The 16,224-nt window shown below is 30.1% G+C and carries 12 protein-coding genes and 1 pseudogene; 5 read left to right on the top strand and 8 right to left on the bottom strand.

Translation table 11 applies throughout. The features are described 5' to 3' along the window. Positions 1-134 precede the first annotated feature (134 nt). Positions 135-2,339, bottom strand: coding sequence for a S9 family peptidase (locus tag L3J35_06610; GenBank protein MCF6365860.1), 2,205 nt, complete (start codon positions 2,337-2,339; stop codon positions 135-137). Between the two features lie 108 nt (positions 2,340-2,447). Here L3J35_06610 and L3J35_06605 point away from each other — a divergent pair, with 108 nt between their 5' ends. The 3 genes from L3J35_06605 to L3J35_06595 are packed head-to-tail and all read left to right on the top strand — an operon-like array spanning position 2,448 to position 4,337. Then, positions 2,448-3,020 carry a SiaB family protein kinase gene (locus L3J35_06605; protein ID MCF6365859.1) on the top strand — a complete coding sequence of 191 codons (573 nt, stop codon included), beginning with the start codon at positions 2,448-2,450 and terminating at the stop codon, positions 3,018-3,020. Between the two features lie 8 nt (positions 3,021-3,028). Next, positions 3,029-4,042: a UDP-N-acetylmuramate dehydrogenase gene (murB, locus tag L3J35_06600; protein ID MCF6365858.1), complete on the top strand. Its 1,014-nt coding sequence runs from the start codon at positions 3,029-3,031 to the stop codon at positions 4,040-4,042. A gap of 4 nt (positions 4,043-4,046) precedes the next feature. After that, complete coding sequence (locus L3J35_06595; protein ID MCF6365857.1) at positions 4,047-4,337, top strand: DUF721 domain-containing protein; 291 nt, start codon at positions 4,047-4,049, stop codon at positions 4,335-4,337. 22 nt (positions 4,338-4,359) lie between these two features. Here L3J35_06595 and L3J35_06590 read toward each other — a convergent pair whose 3' ends face one another. Then, positions 4,360-4,992, bottom strand: a complete 633-nt coding sequence (locus tag L3J35_06590; protein ID MCF6365856.1) for a hypothetical protein — start codon at positions 4,990-4,992, stop codon at positions 4,360-4,362. Positions 4,993-5,051: 59 nt separating this feature from the next. Next, complete coding sequence (locus L3J35_06585; protein ID MCF6365855.1) at positions 5,052-5,900, bottom strand: hypothetical protein; 849 nt, start codon at positions 5,898-5,900, stop codon at positions 5,052-5,054. Between the two features lie 132 nt (positions 5,901-6,032). Here L3J35_06585 and feoB point away from each other — a divergent pair, with 132 nt between their 5' ends. Continuing rightward, the gene (feoB, locus tag L3J35_06580; GenBank protein ID MCF6365854.1) at positions 6,033-8,513 is read left to right on the top strand and encodes a ferrous iron transport protein B; all 2,481 of its coding nucleotides are present in this window, start codon (positions 6,033-6,035) and stop codon (positions 8,511-8,513) included. 241 nt (positions 8,514-8,754) lie between these two features. Here feoB and L3J35_06575 read toward each other — a convergent pair whose 3' ends face one another. The 5 genes from L3J35_06575 to L3J35_06555 all read right to left on the bottom strand — a co-directional run bounded on the left by L3J35_06575 (position 8,755) and on the right by L3J35_06555 (position 15,054). Next, positions 8,755-9,561 carry a methyltransferase domain-containing protein gene (locus L3J35_06575; GenBank protein ID MCF6365853.1) on the bottom strand — a complete coding sequence of 269 codons (807 nt, stop codon included), beginning with the start codon at positions 9,559-9,561 and terminating at the stop codon, positions 8,755-8,757. Between the two features lie 88 nt (positions 9,562-9,649). Further along, the gene (locus L3J35_06570; protein MCF6365852.1) at positions 9,650-11,803 is read right to left on the bottom strand and encodes a tetratricopeptide repeat protein; all 2,154 of its coding nucleotides are present in this window, start codon (positions 11,801-11,803) and stop codon (positions 9,650-9,652) included. 138 nt (positions 11,804-11,941) lie between these two features. Next, positions 11,942-14,059, bottom strand: coding sequence for a competence protein ComEC family protein (locus L3J35_06565; GenBank protein MCF6365851.1), 2,118 nt, complete (start codon positions 14,057-14,059; stop codon positions 11,942-11,944). A 66-nt stretch (positions 14,060-14,125) separates the two neighbouring features. After that, a complete protein-coding gene (locus L3J35_06560) occupies positions 14,126-14,725 on the bottom strand; it encodes a transposase (GenBank protein MCF6365850.1) in 600 nt (199 codons plus the stop codon). 62 nt (positions 14,726-14,787) lie between these two features. Further along, positions 14,788-15,054: a hypothetical protein gene (locus tag L3J35_06555; GenBank protein MCF6365849.1), complete on the bottom strand. Its 267-nt coding sequence runs from the start codon at positions 15,052-15,054 to the stop codon at positions 14,788-14,790. 115 nt (positions 15,055-15,169) lie between these two features. Here L3J35_06555 and L3J35_06550 point away from each other — a divergent pair. After that, positions 15,170-16,143: pseudogene (locus L3J35_06550) on the top strand (IS1380 family transposase). The last annotated feature ends 81 nt before the right edge of the window (positions 16,144-16,224 follow it).

Genomic DNA, 16,224 nt, shown 5'->3' with positions numbered 1-16,224 from the left:
ACTATCTTTCAAATTTCTCTTATTTCGCAGTATTTATATACGACTTCAAACGAGAAACTTGAAATCTAATGCACCTGTGAGCTTTTCAGCAAACCCTACTTATACCAATTGCTTGTTTTACAGAATAAGAGGGGTTATTTTTTATTCAATAAATATTCTTCCCAAAAGTTCAGCATCATTGTGTATAGGTGGAATCGGGTATTGCCTCCGTATATGCTGTGATTTCTGTTTGTGTAAATAAATTGTTGAAATTGTTTGTCGGCTTGAACTAATGCTTCCGTAAATTCGACAGTATTTTGCAGGTGAACGTTATCATCGGCAGAGCCGTGTACAATTAAAAAGTCGCCTTTTAGTTTGTCGGCAAAATTAATAGGGGAATTATCATCATAACCTGTCGGGTTTTCTTGTGGTGTTCGCATAAATCGTTCTGTATAGATGTTATCATAATACCTCCAATTTGTAACGGGTGCAACTGCAATTCCTGTACTGAAATCATCAGCTCCTTTTGTCATGCAAAGCGATGTCATAAACCCGCCGTAACTCCAACCCCATATTCCGATTTTTTCTTTGTTAATGTACGGCAAAGTTTTTAAATATTTTGCAGTTTCAATTAAGTCAACTGTTTCAAGTTTACCGAGTTGTTGATAGGTTTGTTTTCTGAATTCTTCACCTCTGCCTCCTGTTCCTCTGGGGTCAACACAAAGTACTATTATTCCTTTTTGTGCCAGTAAGTTATCCCAACCGAAGCTCCAACGGTCAAGTACTTGTTGTGAACCCGGTCCGCTGTATTGTGTAATAATAACCGGGTATTTTTCGGTTTCTTTGAAATCAGGAGGAGTTATCATGTATGCGTTCAGTTCAACATTTTCGGAAGCTTTAAATTTGAAGAACTTTTTATTTACTCCTCCGTATTCTTTTATTAATGATTTTATTCTGCTGTTATCTTTTAAAACTCTTATTAAATCTTTTTTAGAGTTGTGAAGTGTAATATATTTCGGGGTTTCGGAATTAGAAAAGAAGTTAATGTAATATTTAAAGTTTTTGCTGAATTCAGCATTATTTGTTCCTTTTTTTTCTGACAGTTTTTCTTTTTTCTTCCCCTTAATATTTATTTTGTATATTGCTCTGTGTATCGGTGATTCTTCTGCTGATTGATAATAGAACATTTTGTTTGCAGAGTCATAGCCCAAAAAATCGGTAATATCCCATTTGCCTTTTGTTAATTGTATAATTTCTTTGCCGCTTATATCGTGCAAATATAAATGTCTGTATCCGTCTCTTTCACTTGTCATTACAAAATATTTTCCGTCATCGGTAAATTGTAAGTTATCAAAATCAGTTTCATCAAAGTAATATTTATTTGTTTCGGTATATGCCGTATTTGTTTTTCCGGTATTAGGGTCGGCATATAATAATTCAAATTTATTTTGCAATCGGTTCATTCTGAATACTGCTAACTTGTTAATATCTTTTGTCCACCTTAATCTCGGAATGTAAATGTCAGTTTCTGAGCCTATATCAACAGGAATTGTTTTTCCTGTTTCAAGGTTATAGATATGAACACTTACAATTGAATTATCTTCTCCGGCTTTCGGATATTTGAAAGTTCTGTTTTCGGGATATAACTTATTTTGCTCAATTTTAGGGAAATCACCTGCATAAACTGTCATATCAAACATTTTTACATTGGATTCGTTAAATTTAATGTATGCGATTTTCTTTCCGTCAGGCGACCATTCATACGCTTTGTTAAATTCAAATTCTTCTTCGTAAACCCAATCAGGAATTCCGTTTATTATTTCATTTTTCTTTCCGCCGGCAGTGATTTGTTTTTCATTACCGGTTTTAAGGTTTTTTATAAATATGTTGTTATCTCTGATAAAGGCAATATTTTCGGCATCGGGAGAGAAACTTGCTATTTGCTGTTTTCCATTTTTTGAAACTTCTGCAATTTTATTCGTCTTAATGTTATAAACATAATAATTTGCAGTAAATGACCTTCTGTAAATACGTTCATAGTTTGTTTGGAGTAATATTTTTGATTCATTCGAATTAAATTCGTATTCATCGGGTACAATTTTAAATTCAGAAGCTTTAAATACTGTATCTGTAACATCTCCTGTGTTATAACTGTATTTAATAATATCGCCGTTTCTTGTGCTTGTTGTATAATGTGTTCCGTCATTCATAGACCTGATGCCGTATACTGAGCCTGCCCAAAAAGTCCATTTTTTCCATAAATCTGCAACTGAAATTTCTTTATATTTTTGTGAAAAAGAGAAATTTGAGATTAAAATAAAACCTAACAGTATTATTGCAATTTTCTTAATATTCTTCATAATGGTATAAAATTTGATATTTATTGAACAAAGATATAAAATAGACTTAAAAATTCCATAATTATTATTAATTTTGGGATTAAATAATAAAAACTTCTAAATTCTATTATGAGAGATTTTGATTCAACATTTTTAAGTTCTTTGATTTTGTTATATGACAGTTTTGAAGAGCATGGCATATCCTTAGTTTATGTCGGGAAGTTCAGCCATACGATTACAAAAGTGTTTACTGCATTAACAGAAAATGAGACAGAAAAACAAAATGAATCCAGAAAAGTAAAACGTACTTTGCATCATACAATGATTGAGATTTTGCAAAATATGACAAAGCATTCTGAAAATATGTTTCATGATATTAATATGGGCAAAGGTTTGTTTATGTTAGGTAAGAAAAATGATGCGTATCATATAATTACTGCAAACTTGGTTGACGGACAGCAAGAGCAAAGTTTAAAAGCTACAATAGATGATTTAAATGCAGCTACACCTGAAGAGTTAAAGTCAATGTATAAAAAGCAATTACGGGAAGGGAGAATTTCAGGTAAAGGCGGTGCAGGTTTAGGGTTAATTGATATTACAAGGAAAACTCAAAATCCGTTGGATTATATGTTTTTTCCTGCTGATGTTGACAAAAAATACTTTGTTTTAAAAGTAAAAGTTGATACAGAACCGGCAGAATAATAGTTAAAATGAATTATAAGAAATTCCTGTCATTAAAGGAATATAACACATTTGGCATTGATGTTAAGTCTGTTTATTCCTTTTTTTGTTTTAATGAAAATGAACTAATCAGTTTTTTGAAATCTGATAAAGGAAGAGAAGAGCCGTATTATATTTTAGGCGGAGGCAGCAATGTTCTGTTTTCAGAAGATTATAAAGGAACAATTGTTTTAATTAAGAGTAAGGGAATTAGTGTTGTGCAAGAAAACAGTAATTTTGTTTTTATAAAAGCAGCAGCAGGTGAAATATGGGATGACTTTGTAGAGTATTGCGTTATAAATAATTACGGTGGTGTTGAAAACCTCTCTTTTATTCCGGGAACGGTCGGAGCTTCCCCTGTTCAAAATATAGGAGCTTACGGTGTTGAGGTTAAGGATATTATTGATGAAATTGAGGTTTTAAACCGAAAAACATTAAAAAAAGAGGTATTTCTGAATAAAAATTGTAAATTCGGTTACAGGGACAGTATTTTTAAGAGTGAATTAAGAAATAAGTATATAATTTTGAATGTAACTTTCAAATTATCTAAAAAACATAAATTAAACCTTGATTACGGTAATCTTAACGATGAATTAAAATTAATAAATAATCCCGGAATTTCTGATGTAAGGCAGGCAGTTATCAATATCAGAGCAAGGAAATTACCTAATCCGGATGAGTTTCCTAATGCCGGCAGTTTTTTTAAAAACCCTGTTGTTAAAACCGGTTATTTCAAAGAATTAAAAGAAAAATTCCCTGAATTAGTTTCTTACCCTGCTCCCGACGAGAAGATAAAGTTAGCCGCAGGACAATTGATTGATTTATGTAATTGGAAGGGGAAACGAGAAAACGGCACAGGTGTTCATGATAAGCAGGCATTAGTAATTGTAAATTATAATAATGCAAGCGGAAAAGATATTTTAAATTTTTCTGAGAAGATACAAAATTCTGTTTTTGAGAAGTTCGGAGTGAAGATTGAACGTGAAGTTACTTTAATTAATTAAATGTATGAAAAGAAATAATACAGAACCTTTAAAAAACGTTATTCAACGCTATTTACATGCAATAGGGGCAAAACAAAAAATTAAGGAGATCCAATTAAAAAACAGTTGGGATAAGATAATGGGAGTTAATGTTGCCGGACAAACTGAATATATTTTTATAAAGAATAGTGTTTTTCATATAAAAATAAGTTCTTCCGTTGTTAAATATGAATTGTCGATGATGAAATCTGTTATTATTGAACGTTTGAATAATGAAGCCGGAGAAACGGTAATCAATGATATTGTTTTTTTGTAAAATTTCTGTTATTTGAATTAATTTACCATCGCTTTATTTCTACATTACCGTTCTTTTTCTCAAATGTTTTTATAACAGTTTTAAATGAGGTAGAAGCAGATCGAGTTCTGCAAAAATAAATTGCACAATTATGAATCCACCAGCAGTTCGGATTCTTTAGCCCGGCTGTATTTATTGTGTAATATGAAATAAGTTTTAACTTTTCTGTTGATTTTTGAACCTCTTCTTCGTTTTGAAATAAGAACTGTACAATTTTAATATCTGCAATAAAAGATTTGTTTTTATTACGCTTCACAAGTATTTCAGTTATTTTTGTGTTATCAAATTTTATTTCAGTTACTTCTCGATTATGGTGTGTCTTTAATCTTTTTATACCCTTCCATATTGTATTTTCAGGAAGTACGATAAAACTATCATTTAGGTTATAGTTTTCCGAAATAATGTGATTTTTATATGTGATATTCCAATCTTTTAATTTCTGTATATTGTAACCTCCGGTTGTTAAATCTGTAACAAACTTTTTAAATACTGTTTCTTCTGCAATGTTACATGAAACTTGTTTCGGAATACCGCCTATGTTTTTTCGTAATTCAGGAAGTTTAGGTTCAGCTTGACGAATGTTATCTCGGCAAGAAAACAATATAAAAAACAGCAATATTAGAGTGTTATATTTTCTGATTTTTGTTCTTTTAAATTACAAAAAAATTATTATCATTAAAAGGGTGTGTCGTCATCGTCAAAATCGTCATCGTCAAAATCGTCAAAATATTCATCATCATCATCAAAATTATCTATTCCGAAAAAATCAGATTCTTCATTTTGTTCAAATGATTGGATTGTTTCCGGGTCTTCATTTAAAATCTTTTCAATTGTGTCTTCATTAATCTTTTCTGTATTAGTTGCAATAACTCTGTCAGAAAGAAAGTCTCCGAGTTCATTGCAATCATCAAGAATATTTTTAAATATTTTATCTAAACTGTGATGCAAAGAAACCAAACATACAATTGTAACATAATAATCATAAAATAATATATCCTCAACTATTCCTTGATATTTTGAAATAGTAAATTCAATTTCTTTTTTAAGTATGTTTTTATGTAAATCACTAAACAGAAGGTCGTCTTTTGCCGAAAGCACAAAAAAATACCTGAGTTTATCTCCTAAACCGCCTAAACCGGAAGAAATATAAACTTTATCTTCGTTACTTAATGAATGTTCTATGTGTGCTCTGCTTTTTTGAAGTGCAAGAGCTGCCCATTTTTTTAGTTCGGGAATACATTCATTTTGAAATCTTTCTATTAATCTGTATGCTTTTACATCATCGGAGAAACTTAATTCAATTAAAATGTTTTTTTTAAATTCCGTTTCAATACTTTCATTAAATAAATCATTTTCTGAAATAAAAACTTCCGTCTTTTCTTTGTTGTTTTCAATAAATAGTTTAGTCATCTTTTCAAACTCCAATTGAGTTTCCAAATCAATACCTTCTTCAAATATCTTTACATTTGAAAAAGATTTTTTCAATTTATTTTGCAACAACTTTTTTATATCTTTTTCCTTCATTCTTCAAATTTTTACAAAATTAATACTTTTTTAATCGTAACAATCAATTTTTTTTAAAAAATACCTAAACATAGGGATTGTATCAGTTGTATAAGTAAATAACTTTGCAACACAAAAAATAGTATAATCGGAATGAATTTATCTTTATTAAAAAATAATGAAGAGGCTGTTATAGTTAAAGTTAAGGGGCGAGGTGCATTCCGAAAACGTATTACCGAAATGGGCTTTATTAAAGGTCAAAAAGTTACCGTAATAAAAAATGCCCCCCTTAAAGACCCCATAGAATACAGTATTATGGGTTATCACATATCTCTTCGAAGACGTGAAGCTGAGTTAGTTGAGGTTGTTAATAAAGAAGAAGCAAAAAATATTATTACGGAAAAATATAACGGAACTACAGGTAATAATATCTTAAAGAAATCTGCGAAAGAAAAAAGTAAAATAATTAATATTGCTTTGGTCGGAAACCCAAATTGCGGGAAAACTACTTTTTTTAATAAGGCAACGGGAGCAACAGAGCATGTAGGGAATTACAGCGGTGTTACCGTTGATGCAAAAAAATCGGTTAAAAAATATAAAGGTTACACATTTAATGTTACTGATTTGCCCGGAACGTATTCATTAACTGCATATACGCCGGAAGAGTTATATGTAAGAGAGCATATTTTTGATGAAATGCCTGATATTGTGGTAAATGTTGTTGATGCTTCAAATTTAGAACGTAACTTGTATTTAACTACTCGCCTGATTGATATGGATATTAAGTTGGTGATTGCATTAAATATGTTTGACGAATTAGAGAAAAGAGGTGACCAATTTAATTATAAAGAATTAGCAGCAATGATTGGTGTCCCGATTATTCCTACTGTTGCTTCAAGCGGAAAAGGAATAAAAAAACTTTTTGATAAGTTAATTGATGTTTATGAGGATAAAGATACTATTGTAAGACATGTGCACATTAATTACGGAAAACCTTTTGAAAAAGCTGTTACTCAACTTCAAGAAAAGATTTATACTGAGGAGAATTTGCAATTAACGAGAAAAGTTGCACCCAGATTTCTTGCTTTGAGTTTGTTGGAAAATGATACTCGTACACAAAGGATATTAAAAAATACTGTTGACGGAGAAGAAATTCTGGAAACAGGAAATAAATTAAGAAAAAAAATTGAAAGCCATTTAAAAGAAGATGCAGAAACTTTAATTATTGATGCTCGTTACGGATTTATAAGAGGTGCACTGAAAGAAACTTATAAGAAAGGAGATGTTAAAATTGACGACAGAACATTCAAAATTGATAAAGTTTTAACACATAGGCATTTAGGAATTCCTATTTTTGTTGCTATTATGTGGTTGATGTTTCAGGCAACATTTACTTTGGGTGCATTTCCTATGGCATGGATTGAAGAACTTGTTTCAATTATTGCAAATCTTATTCAAAGATTTATGCAGGAAGGAATGCTGAAAGATTTAATTATTGACGGAGTTATCGGAGGAGTAGGAGGGGTAATTGTTTTCCTTCCTAATATCTTAATTTTGTTTTTTATTATTTCATTAATGGAAGATACCGGTTATATGTCAAGAGCTGCTTTCATTACCGATAAATTAATGCATAAAATAGGTTTGCACGGAAAATCGTTTATTCCTTTGGTAATGGGCTTCGGATGTAATGTTCCGGCTGTTATGTCAACAAGAACATTGGAGAACAGAAATGACAGATTACTTACAATGCTTATTAACCCTTTTATGTCTTGCAGTGCACGTTTACCCATATATTTAGTAATTATCGGTGCTGTTTTTCCTGATAATGCAGGAACTGTTTTGTTTTTGATTTATGCTGCGGGCATCTTAGTTTCAATTGTTGTTGCAAAGATTTTTAAAAAGTTATTTTTTAAGTCGAAAGATGCTCCTTTTGTTATGGAATTACCTCCGTACAGAAAACCTATTATGAGAATTTCTTTGAAACATATGTGGCATAAAGGTTCTCAATATCTTAAAAAGATGGGAGGTGTTATTTTAATTGCTTCAATTATTATTTGGGCATTAGGTTATTTTCCCACAAGTAATGAGGTAACTGAAAAAATTGATAAAAGAATTCAAGTTTTGAATGTTAAACATGCTTTTAATACAGAAAAAGAGATATATAAAGCAGAGATTGAAAGACTTATAAATAAGAAAAAAACTGTTTTACAAGAGAACTCGTATATAGGGAAAATAGGACAATTTATTGAGCCTGCAATCAGACCTTTGGGTTTTGATTGGAAAATAGGAGTGAGTATTTTAACGGGAGTTGCTGCAAAAGAAATTGTTGTAAGCACTATGGGAGTTTTATACGGAGCAGAGTTTGATAAAGATGATGCATCGGAAGCCCTTAAAAAAGCTATAAAAAATGAAGTATATCAAACCGGAAAACATAAAGGAGAAAAAATATTTACTCCTTTGGTTTCAATTTCGTTTTTAGTTTTTATTTTGATATATTTTCCGTGTATTGCCGTTATTGCTGCAGTAAGGAAAGAATCGGGAAGTTGGAAATGGGCAGGTTTTTTGGTTGTTTACACAACGGCTTTAGCTTGGTTGCTTTCTTTTGCAATTTACCAAATAGGAAGTTTATTATAACTCAAAATTAGTTTTTATTATGATTCAGGAAATAATAACATACATAATAATAATTGCCGCAATTTTATATACTGCATATAACTTTATTGTTTTTCTGTTGCCGAGTAAAAAGACTGATAATTTGCATTCTTGTTCGGGAAGTTGTACAGGGTGTGCTTTAAAAGGAAATAAATATACAGAGTTGATACAAAAAAAACAGCTCAAAATATGAACTGTTTTTTTTGTATTGTAGTTTTTGAAATTATTTTGTGAGGGTATAACTCCAATAATCAATTCTGTTTTTATCAAAAGCATCAAATCTTTCCGAGCCTTCAACACCTGCAAATTGAAAAAATGATTTATGTAAGAATTTAGGAGCTCCTTCTCTTATTCGTTCTTTTCTGTATTCAGTATCTAAAATTAATGCTTTTACAACATTTTCTCTGATATTTTGCTTTTCAATTAGTTTTAGTCCTGCCTCCTCTAACGATTTGTTAATAAAATCAATATCTTTAGGTTTTATCATATCTGCAAAAAGAAATTTGCCTTCGGGTCTTAAAACTCTGTAAACTTCTTGAAAAAATTTAGGAATATTTCCGTACACTCTTGCAGATTCAACATTAACAACTGCATCAAAGCTTGAATCTTCAAAAGGGAGTTGTTCTGCATGCCCCTTAACAAACTTTAAGCCATCTGCTTTATGATGGTTGTTGCAGAAAAGAGTAGTTTTTTTAGAAATGTCTAAACCGATATATGATTTTGGTTTATAATATCTGGCTAAGAATGAAGCTCCTCCGCCTCTTCCGCATCCTACTTCAAGAACGTCTTTATCTGTAAGGTCTTCACTTCCGGCAACATGATCATATAATTGGATGCTGTATTTGTCTGCAATATCTTCGGGTTTAAGATTTAAATCTGTAAATTCTCCGTTATCGCTTGCATACCCGTAATTCATAAAAACTGTTGTTTTCTTTTTGTCAAACGAAGTGATTAAATTATGCCATAATCTCCACAAAGGTCTTCTGATAGGTCTTGGCAGTTCTGCGTATTTTTCAACAATTTTACTCATAAAACTTTTTGTAATTAGTAATTATTATGAAACAAATTTGTTTCATATCTTTGCAAAGGAATAAAATTTTAATGAATTTCCTAATATTTTATATTATTTTAAAACTCATAACCAAAATATCGTCAGTTTGGTTATTTAAGTTTCCTGTCCATTCGTTATAAAGATTTTCGAATTTATTTTTCTGGTATTCAGGACTTTCTTGGTGGATTTTATTTAATAATTCTTTTAAGCCGGAAGATTTGAATTTTTTATTTGTTTTATGGTGAAACTGATCGACAATGCCATCGGAGAACATATAAAAAACATCATTTTTTTGTAAATTTATTTCAACGGTATTGAAAGGTGTTTCTTTGTAGCTTATTCCTATCGGGTTCGGTATTGGTTTGTATATTAATAATTCATTTTCCCTGTAATGATATAAAGGAATATTTGCTCCGGAATATTGCATAACATTAGTTTCTGAATTAATTACACATAAAGCTAAATCCATTCCGTCTTTTTGTTCATCCATATTTCCGGTTTGTTTGAATGATTTTTTAATTCCGGAACGCAATTCTTCCAAAACTTGACTTGCTTTTGTAACGTTTTCTTTATTTACGATATCATTTAACAAAGACATACCCAGCATACTTACCATTGCTCCGGGAACTCCGTGTCCTGTGCAATCTGCAACAACAATTATTAAATGATTTCTCACTTTTTTTACCCAATAAAAGTCACCGCTTACAATATCTCTGGGTTTGAAAAAAATGAAGTTTTCGGGAAGATATTGATTAATAGTTTCTTCTGACGGCAGCATTGCTTTTTGAATTCTGCTTGCATAATTTATACTGTCGGTTATTTTTTTATGACTTTTTTCAATTTTAATGTTTTGATTGTTCAGTATTTCATTTTGAGTTGTAATTTCTTCTTTTTGCTGGTTTATTTCAAAATTCTTTTCTTTTAGTTCTTCGTTTATTTTTTTTCTTGTTCTGCTGGTTCTTACTACAATAATTCCTATAATCAACATCAGAACTAATGCCCCGATTACTGCAAATATTAATATGTTCTTTTTTTGATTAAGTAATTCATTTTTAGTATTTTTTTCTTTCAGAAGTTCATTTTCTTTTTCTTTTTGCTCTGTGTCAAATTTTGTTTGCATTTCTGCAATTTGTTCAGATTTTTCAGATTTATATATTGTATCTTTTAAAGCTGAATAAGTTTTATAGTTTTCTAATGCCGAAACGAAATTTCCGTCTATTGAGTCATGATAAGCCAATTCTTCATATATTCTCATAAGTGTATGTTTGGCACCGATTTCTTTTGTAATATTGAAACTTAAATCCAGATATTTTCTTGCTGAATAATAATCTCCGATATCTCTGAAATAAAATGACAGGGTTAAATATGTTATTGACAAACCGTTTTTATTTCCTATTTCCTTAAAACCGTAAATTGCTTTTTCAAGATATTTTATAGCATTTTTGTTATCTTTAATATCACCGTATGCTGTTCCTAAGTTTGTGTAATTTAAAGCTAATTGTTGAATATTTCCGGTTTTTTCATCTAATTCAACAGCTTTAAGGTAATATTTTATTGCAAGCTCATGTTGTTTGTTATCGTTATAAACATTTCCCATATTTCCTAATGCCAATGACATTCCTGATTCGTCATTAACTTCTTTATAAAGCGATAGGGCATCTTCGTAATAATCTAATGCAAGGCTGTCTTCATCAAGAAAAACATAAACACTGCCGATGTTGTTTTTTGCTGTAGCAATCCAACTTTTATTTCCTAATTCATACATAACATCTAAGGCACTCAAGAAACATTCTAATCCTTTTTCAAAATCTCCTAAATAACAATGAACATTACCCGTATTGCCGAGAGTTGCTACCTCCATATCTTTGATGCCAAGTTCTTTAAACAACTCTGAGGCTTCTTCCAGATATTCGATTGCTTTATCAAAATTACCTTGGTTTGTATAATATATCCCGAGAATAGAATAAGCTTTTGCAGTTCCGGTTTTGAACTTCAATTTGTCAGACAGGTTTACTGCTTTATTAAGATATATCAATTGTTCTTGAGGCTCAATACTGCTGTTTTCACCTAAGCTAAGAAGAGCATTTACGGCAACTGTATCTTCTCCTGCATTTTGAACAACTTGCAGTAAGCTGTCTATATCTGATTTTTGAGCATTTATATTTATTGTTGAAAATAAGAATAAAAAAAATAATGTTGAGTTAATAACAGGATGCTTCATAAGTTACGGAATAAGAGGAATTAATTTTATAAAGATACAAAAAAAATGATTATTAAAGTTGTTTAATATGTAGTTTAAGAATATTTTGATACAATGAGCAGTTTGTCAATGTGTTAAGTTAACAGTTAAATTGTTTTTTTATTGCAACTTCTTTGAGAATGCACCATTGTCAATTACAGAATGATAATTTTGATTTAAATTTTTACATTCAATTTCCCATTCTTTAACAGAATAATATTTATTTGAAGAATCAAATATAATTGTTTCGGTATTAAATAATTCCAGAACTTCTTTAATTTTTATTTCCGGATTTCCGGATATAATTATATAATCTATGTTAAATTTATCATTTCCTTGAAAACGAATTTGGGTTTCATTATTAATAATTAAAATTTTCTTTGAATTGCTGAGAATAAAGTTTTTATACTTTACTATTGAATTTGAAATATAAACGGAATCTGAGATATTAACAGGAATATAATTAGTTTTATTTAAATGCTGCCAATTGCTTAAAGGTCCGTATTTTATTGTGTTTTTATTAAAAGAATTTTTACTTGTGATAAGATAATTTTTTTCACCTATAATATTTATTGCAGAAATATCTTTAATGTTATATACAAAAAGTTTATTGTTCGAATTGTTGTGTGCCTTGCTAAATGTGTTGCAACTCAGCCAAATAATCAATATAAGCAGAATGTTGTAAATAGTTTTTACTTGCTTGTAACTAATAAATGCGGCAAAAAGAATAACTAACAAAGATGAAAATATTAAGTCTGATGTATTAAAAGATATGTTTTCTGAAAAGGAATACGGTAAACTTTCAATAACAGAAACCGAGTTATTCAGAAATTGAATGCAAAGGTTAAGAATATATGCGAAAAACGATGAAACAGCAGGAATAAAAGAGGTTAACAACAGAGCAACTGCTAAATAAATTATTAATGTGGCAACAGGTATCACAATAATATTTGTAAGCATAAAATACCAAGGAAAAACATGAAAATAGAACAAAGTAATAGGAATAGTACCTATTTGAGCAGCAATAGAAACCGCAGTTAATGACCAAATATAATAGATGACCTTATTCTTAATTACAAATATTTTTAAAATCCTCGGTTGAAAATAAACGATTGCAAAAACAGCAGCGTATGACAATTGAAAACCTACATTTGTTATTTGGTAAGGGTTTATAAGTAATAAAATAAATGCAGATGCAGCTAATGAATTGTAAATGTTAATTTTCCGTTTCATTGCTCTGCCGATAATTACAAAAGTAAACATTGTTGCTGCTCTGCTTACGGAAGGTGAGAGTCCTGAGATAATTGCAAAAGACCATAAGATTATAATAAGTATTGCGGCTTTTAACACTTTTCCGTATGCATAATTTTTAGTTTTCAGTTTATCAAAAAAACGAAAAAAGAAATTAAACAAAACATAGATTATTCCTACATGCAAACCCGAAACAGCTAAAATGTGCATTGCCCCCGATGCAACATATGATTGCCTTACGTCTTCATCTATTTCGCTTTTATCTCCTAGTGTTAATGCTTGCAAAACTGCAAATTCATTACCCTCAATATTATTATTCCTGTATATGTTTGCTAAATAATTACGTGCCTTATTTGCAAAAGCAAAAACACTGTTTGCTTGTTCCTCTGCTGTTCTTTTCCAGTTTGCCGATCTTAAATATATTTGCCCGACAATCCCTTTTCTGAAAAGAAATTGTTTATAATCAAATTCATAAGGATTTCCTGAAGTTTTTATTTCATTAATTCTTGATTTGAATATTATTTTGTCTCCGTAATTTAATTTTTTTGCAAAACTGTCTTTTTCAAAATAAATAACAATTTTCTTATCGGAACCATAAATCGAATCATTAAGAATTAATTTATTAATTTCGGCAAATGTTTTGAATGATTTTTCTTTCTCAACAGGTTGTTCCGATAATAATACTTCTGCAATAATTTCCTTTTCGTAATATTCAAAAACATCATTGGTATTAACCTGAACTAACCAAGCTCCCGTAATTAAAAATAATAAGTTTATTGAAATTCCTGAAATAAATCTTAATTTATACCTCCGGTTGTTATATTTTATAAATTCAATAAATAGTAAAATAATAAGCAAAACAGCAAAAAGAAGATAATAATCAAAAGTATATGATATCCCGATTTGTAAGCTTATACCTACAATAAACGGTATTATAAGTCGTATAAAAGGTAATTGTTTTATTATTTGAAGAAAGCTAAAATACACGGCTTTAAATTAATAATATTAAAGTGATTAAAAAAATGGAAATATAAGTCTTGAGTTTCCTCAAAATTATTCAAAAATTAATTCCAACTGACTTTTTGGTAGTTTCGGTGTTTTTTTCGTTAGATATTCTATGCCATATTTATTGTTGTAAAGATAGTTATAAATTCCATCAGCCATTGCATAATTATAAAATGTAGGTATTCCGAAAAACCGTTTTGACATAAAAAAAATCTTTTCAAAAATCATTTTCAATTTCAGGTTTTTTCCTACATATATTGATGTAAAATATGCGATTGCCAAAACCATAACAACAATATTTCTTATTCCAATATAACTTATTACTCTCACATCTTCAAGGTTATAGCTTTGTTTTGTGTATCTAAAAACCTCTTCGCATTTCCATCGGGTTAAATAAATTTCTACTATTTTCCAGACCAATTCCGGAACTATATTATTCGCCATTTTATTAGTAAAAAGCAGCATAGGAACTTTCCCAAACCCCTTTATTATTACTAAGTTAAGTTCTTCATCTTTTAAATCATTTATTTTTATTACCGCAGAACCATAGCTTATATTCTTTACTTTTTTTTTGCCTTCTTTAAAATACGTAATTTTTGCCTTATGTTTACACTCAAATTTATCTGCAAAATCCCTGATATTAAACATCTTACCTTTATGTGTGACATTTCTGTTCTGTTTCACTCGGATAACAAATTTTTTATTTTCTGTTACAAATTTTCTAAAAAACAGAACATTATCTCCCCCCTGTCAATTGTCCAAATACCTCTATTTTCGATGTGAATACTCACTGTATCAATGGCTTTAATGATTTCAGCATTAGCACTTTTAAAATCTTTGGCTTTTTGCGAATAAGCTACATTATACAATGGAATTGCGTCATTATCAGTTATATTAGAGCCTACAACCTGACAAAGCCAATATCCATTTGCTTTTTCATTTTTACTGGCATCTCTTATTTCACATAAATTTTCCATTTTTTTAGCATAAGGCTTAACCCGAATTATTCATAATAAATTTGCAAAAAAGGGTATAATTTGCTAATTTTAAATCTGTTATAAAAACAAAACTAAGCAAATTTATACCCCAATAATGAGTGATAAAGGTACAGTATTTTACAAGAAAAACAAAGCGGTTTTAATAGATTTTAACGCAAGGGAAATAAGTTCAGAAGGCGGGTTGTTGCTTATTGATAAATTTGAGCGTAAACACAAACTAATCAACTACTTTAGCAAATTTATCAAAGATGACAGACATCAATCATACACACAACACTCAATAGATAAATTACTGAAACAGAGGGTTTTATTGTTGATGCAAGACTATGAAGATACTAACGATATTGATAAACTGAAAAATGACCCTATTCTGAATGAGACTTTCGATAATAAATTAGGCTCTCAACCAACAATTTTCCAGGTTTTAAAATAGAGTTGATAAGCATCAAATGTTCACCCTGCCAGAAGCATGGCTTGACAGATATGTCTCCGGGCTTAAAGGCAGAACTCAAATTACAATTGATGCTGATGCTACAGATGCAGAAACTTTTGGAAAACAACAGTTGTCAATGTTTAATGGATTTTATGATCACACAATGTATAATGAACTTTTTTTTCATGATGGGGATACAGGTGAAATCATCTTGCCGGTTTTACGTCCCGGAAATGCACATTCCAATTGGTGGTATGTTGCAATTTTAAAAAGGATTATAAATAAAATTCGAGAACAATACCCTGACATGAAGATATTTATACGTGCAGACAGTGGATTTAGCACAAGAATTTAATTTGAAATTTACTATTGGAATTGCTGCAAATAATGTCTTAAAAAAACGCACAAAATTCCTTGAAAAATGTGTTACTTACTCTTGTGTTTCAAAAAAAATAAAGAAACAAGTGTTTACAGAATCATTTGATTATCAGGCAGGAACATGGAATGCTCCAAAAAAATGCTATGCAAAAGTTGAAAGTACAGGTAAAGGGCTGAATGTCAGATATATCATCAGTAATTTTGAAGATAAAACGGAAGTTCATCAGCCTAAAACCTGTCTACCCCTTTGTTTATAGGCAAAGGCTCAGGTTTTGAGACAAAAGTGTGGGCAAGAAAATAAAATCTAAAAAATATATAAATAATTTTGCTACAATAAA

It is taken from the genome of Bacteroidales bacterium (assembly GCA_021648725.1).
In the GTDB taxonomy this organism is placed as follows: domain Bacteria; phylum Bacteroidota; class Bacteroidia; order Bacteroidales; family JAADGE01; genus JAADGE01.
Note: the sequence above shows the minus strand (reverse complement) of the source record. Positions and strands in the feature narration are given on the sequence as shown.

Coding starts and splice junctions, on each gene's coding strand:
- L3J35_06555 (MCF6365849.1), bottom strand. CDS start 15,054: ATGGAAAATTTATGTGAAATAAGAGATGCCAGTAAAAATGAAAAAGCA.
- L3J35_06610 (MCF6365860.1), bottom strand. CDS start 2,339: ATGAAGAATATTAAGAAAATTGCAATAATACTGTTAGGTTTTATTTTA.
- L3J35_06585 (MCF6365855.1), bottom strand. CDS start 5,900: ATGAAGGAAAAAGATATAAAAAAGTTGTTGCAAAATAAATTGAAAAAA.
- L3J35_06560 (MCF6365850.1), bottom strand. CDS start 14,725: ATGTTTAATATCAGGGATTTTGCAGATAAATTTGAGTGTAAACATAAG.
- L3J35_06595 (MCF6365857.1), top strand. CDS start 4,047: ATGAAAAGAAATAATACAGAACCTTTAAAAAACGTTATTCAACGCTAT.
- murB (MCF6365858.1), top strand. CDS start 3,029: ATGAATTATAAGAAATTCCTGTCATTAAAGGAATATAACACATTTGGC.
- L3J35_06575 (MCF6365853.1), bottom strand. CDS start 9,561: ATGAGTAAAATTGTTGAAAAATACGCAGAACTGCCAAGACCTATCAGA.
- L3J35_06605 (MCF6365859.1), top strand. CDS start 2,448: ATGAGAGATTTTGATTCAACATTTTTAAGTTCTTTGATTTTGTTATAT.
- L3J35_06570 (MCF6365852.1), bottom strand. CDS start 11,803: ATGAAGCATCCTGTTATTAACTCAACATTATTTTTTTTATTCTTATTT.
- feoB (MCF6365854.1), top strand. CDS start 6,033: ATGAATTTATCTTTATTAAAAAATAATGAAGAGGCTGTTATAGTTAAA.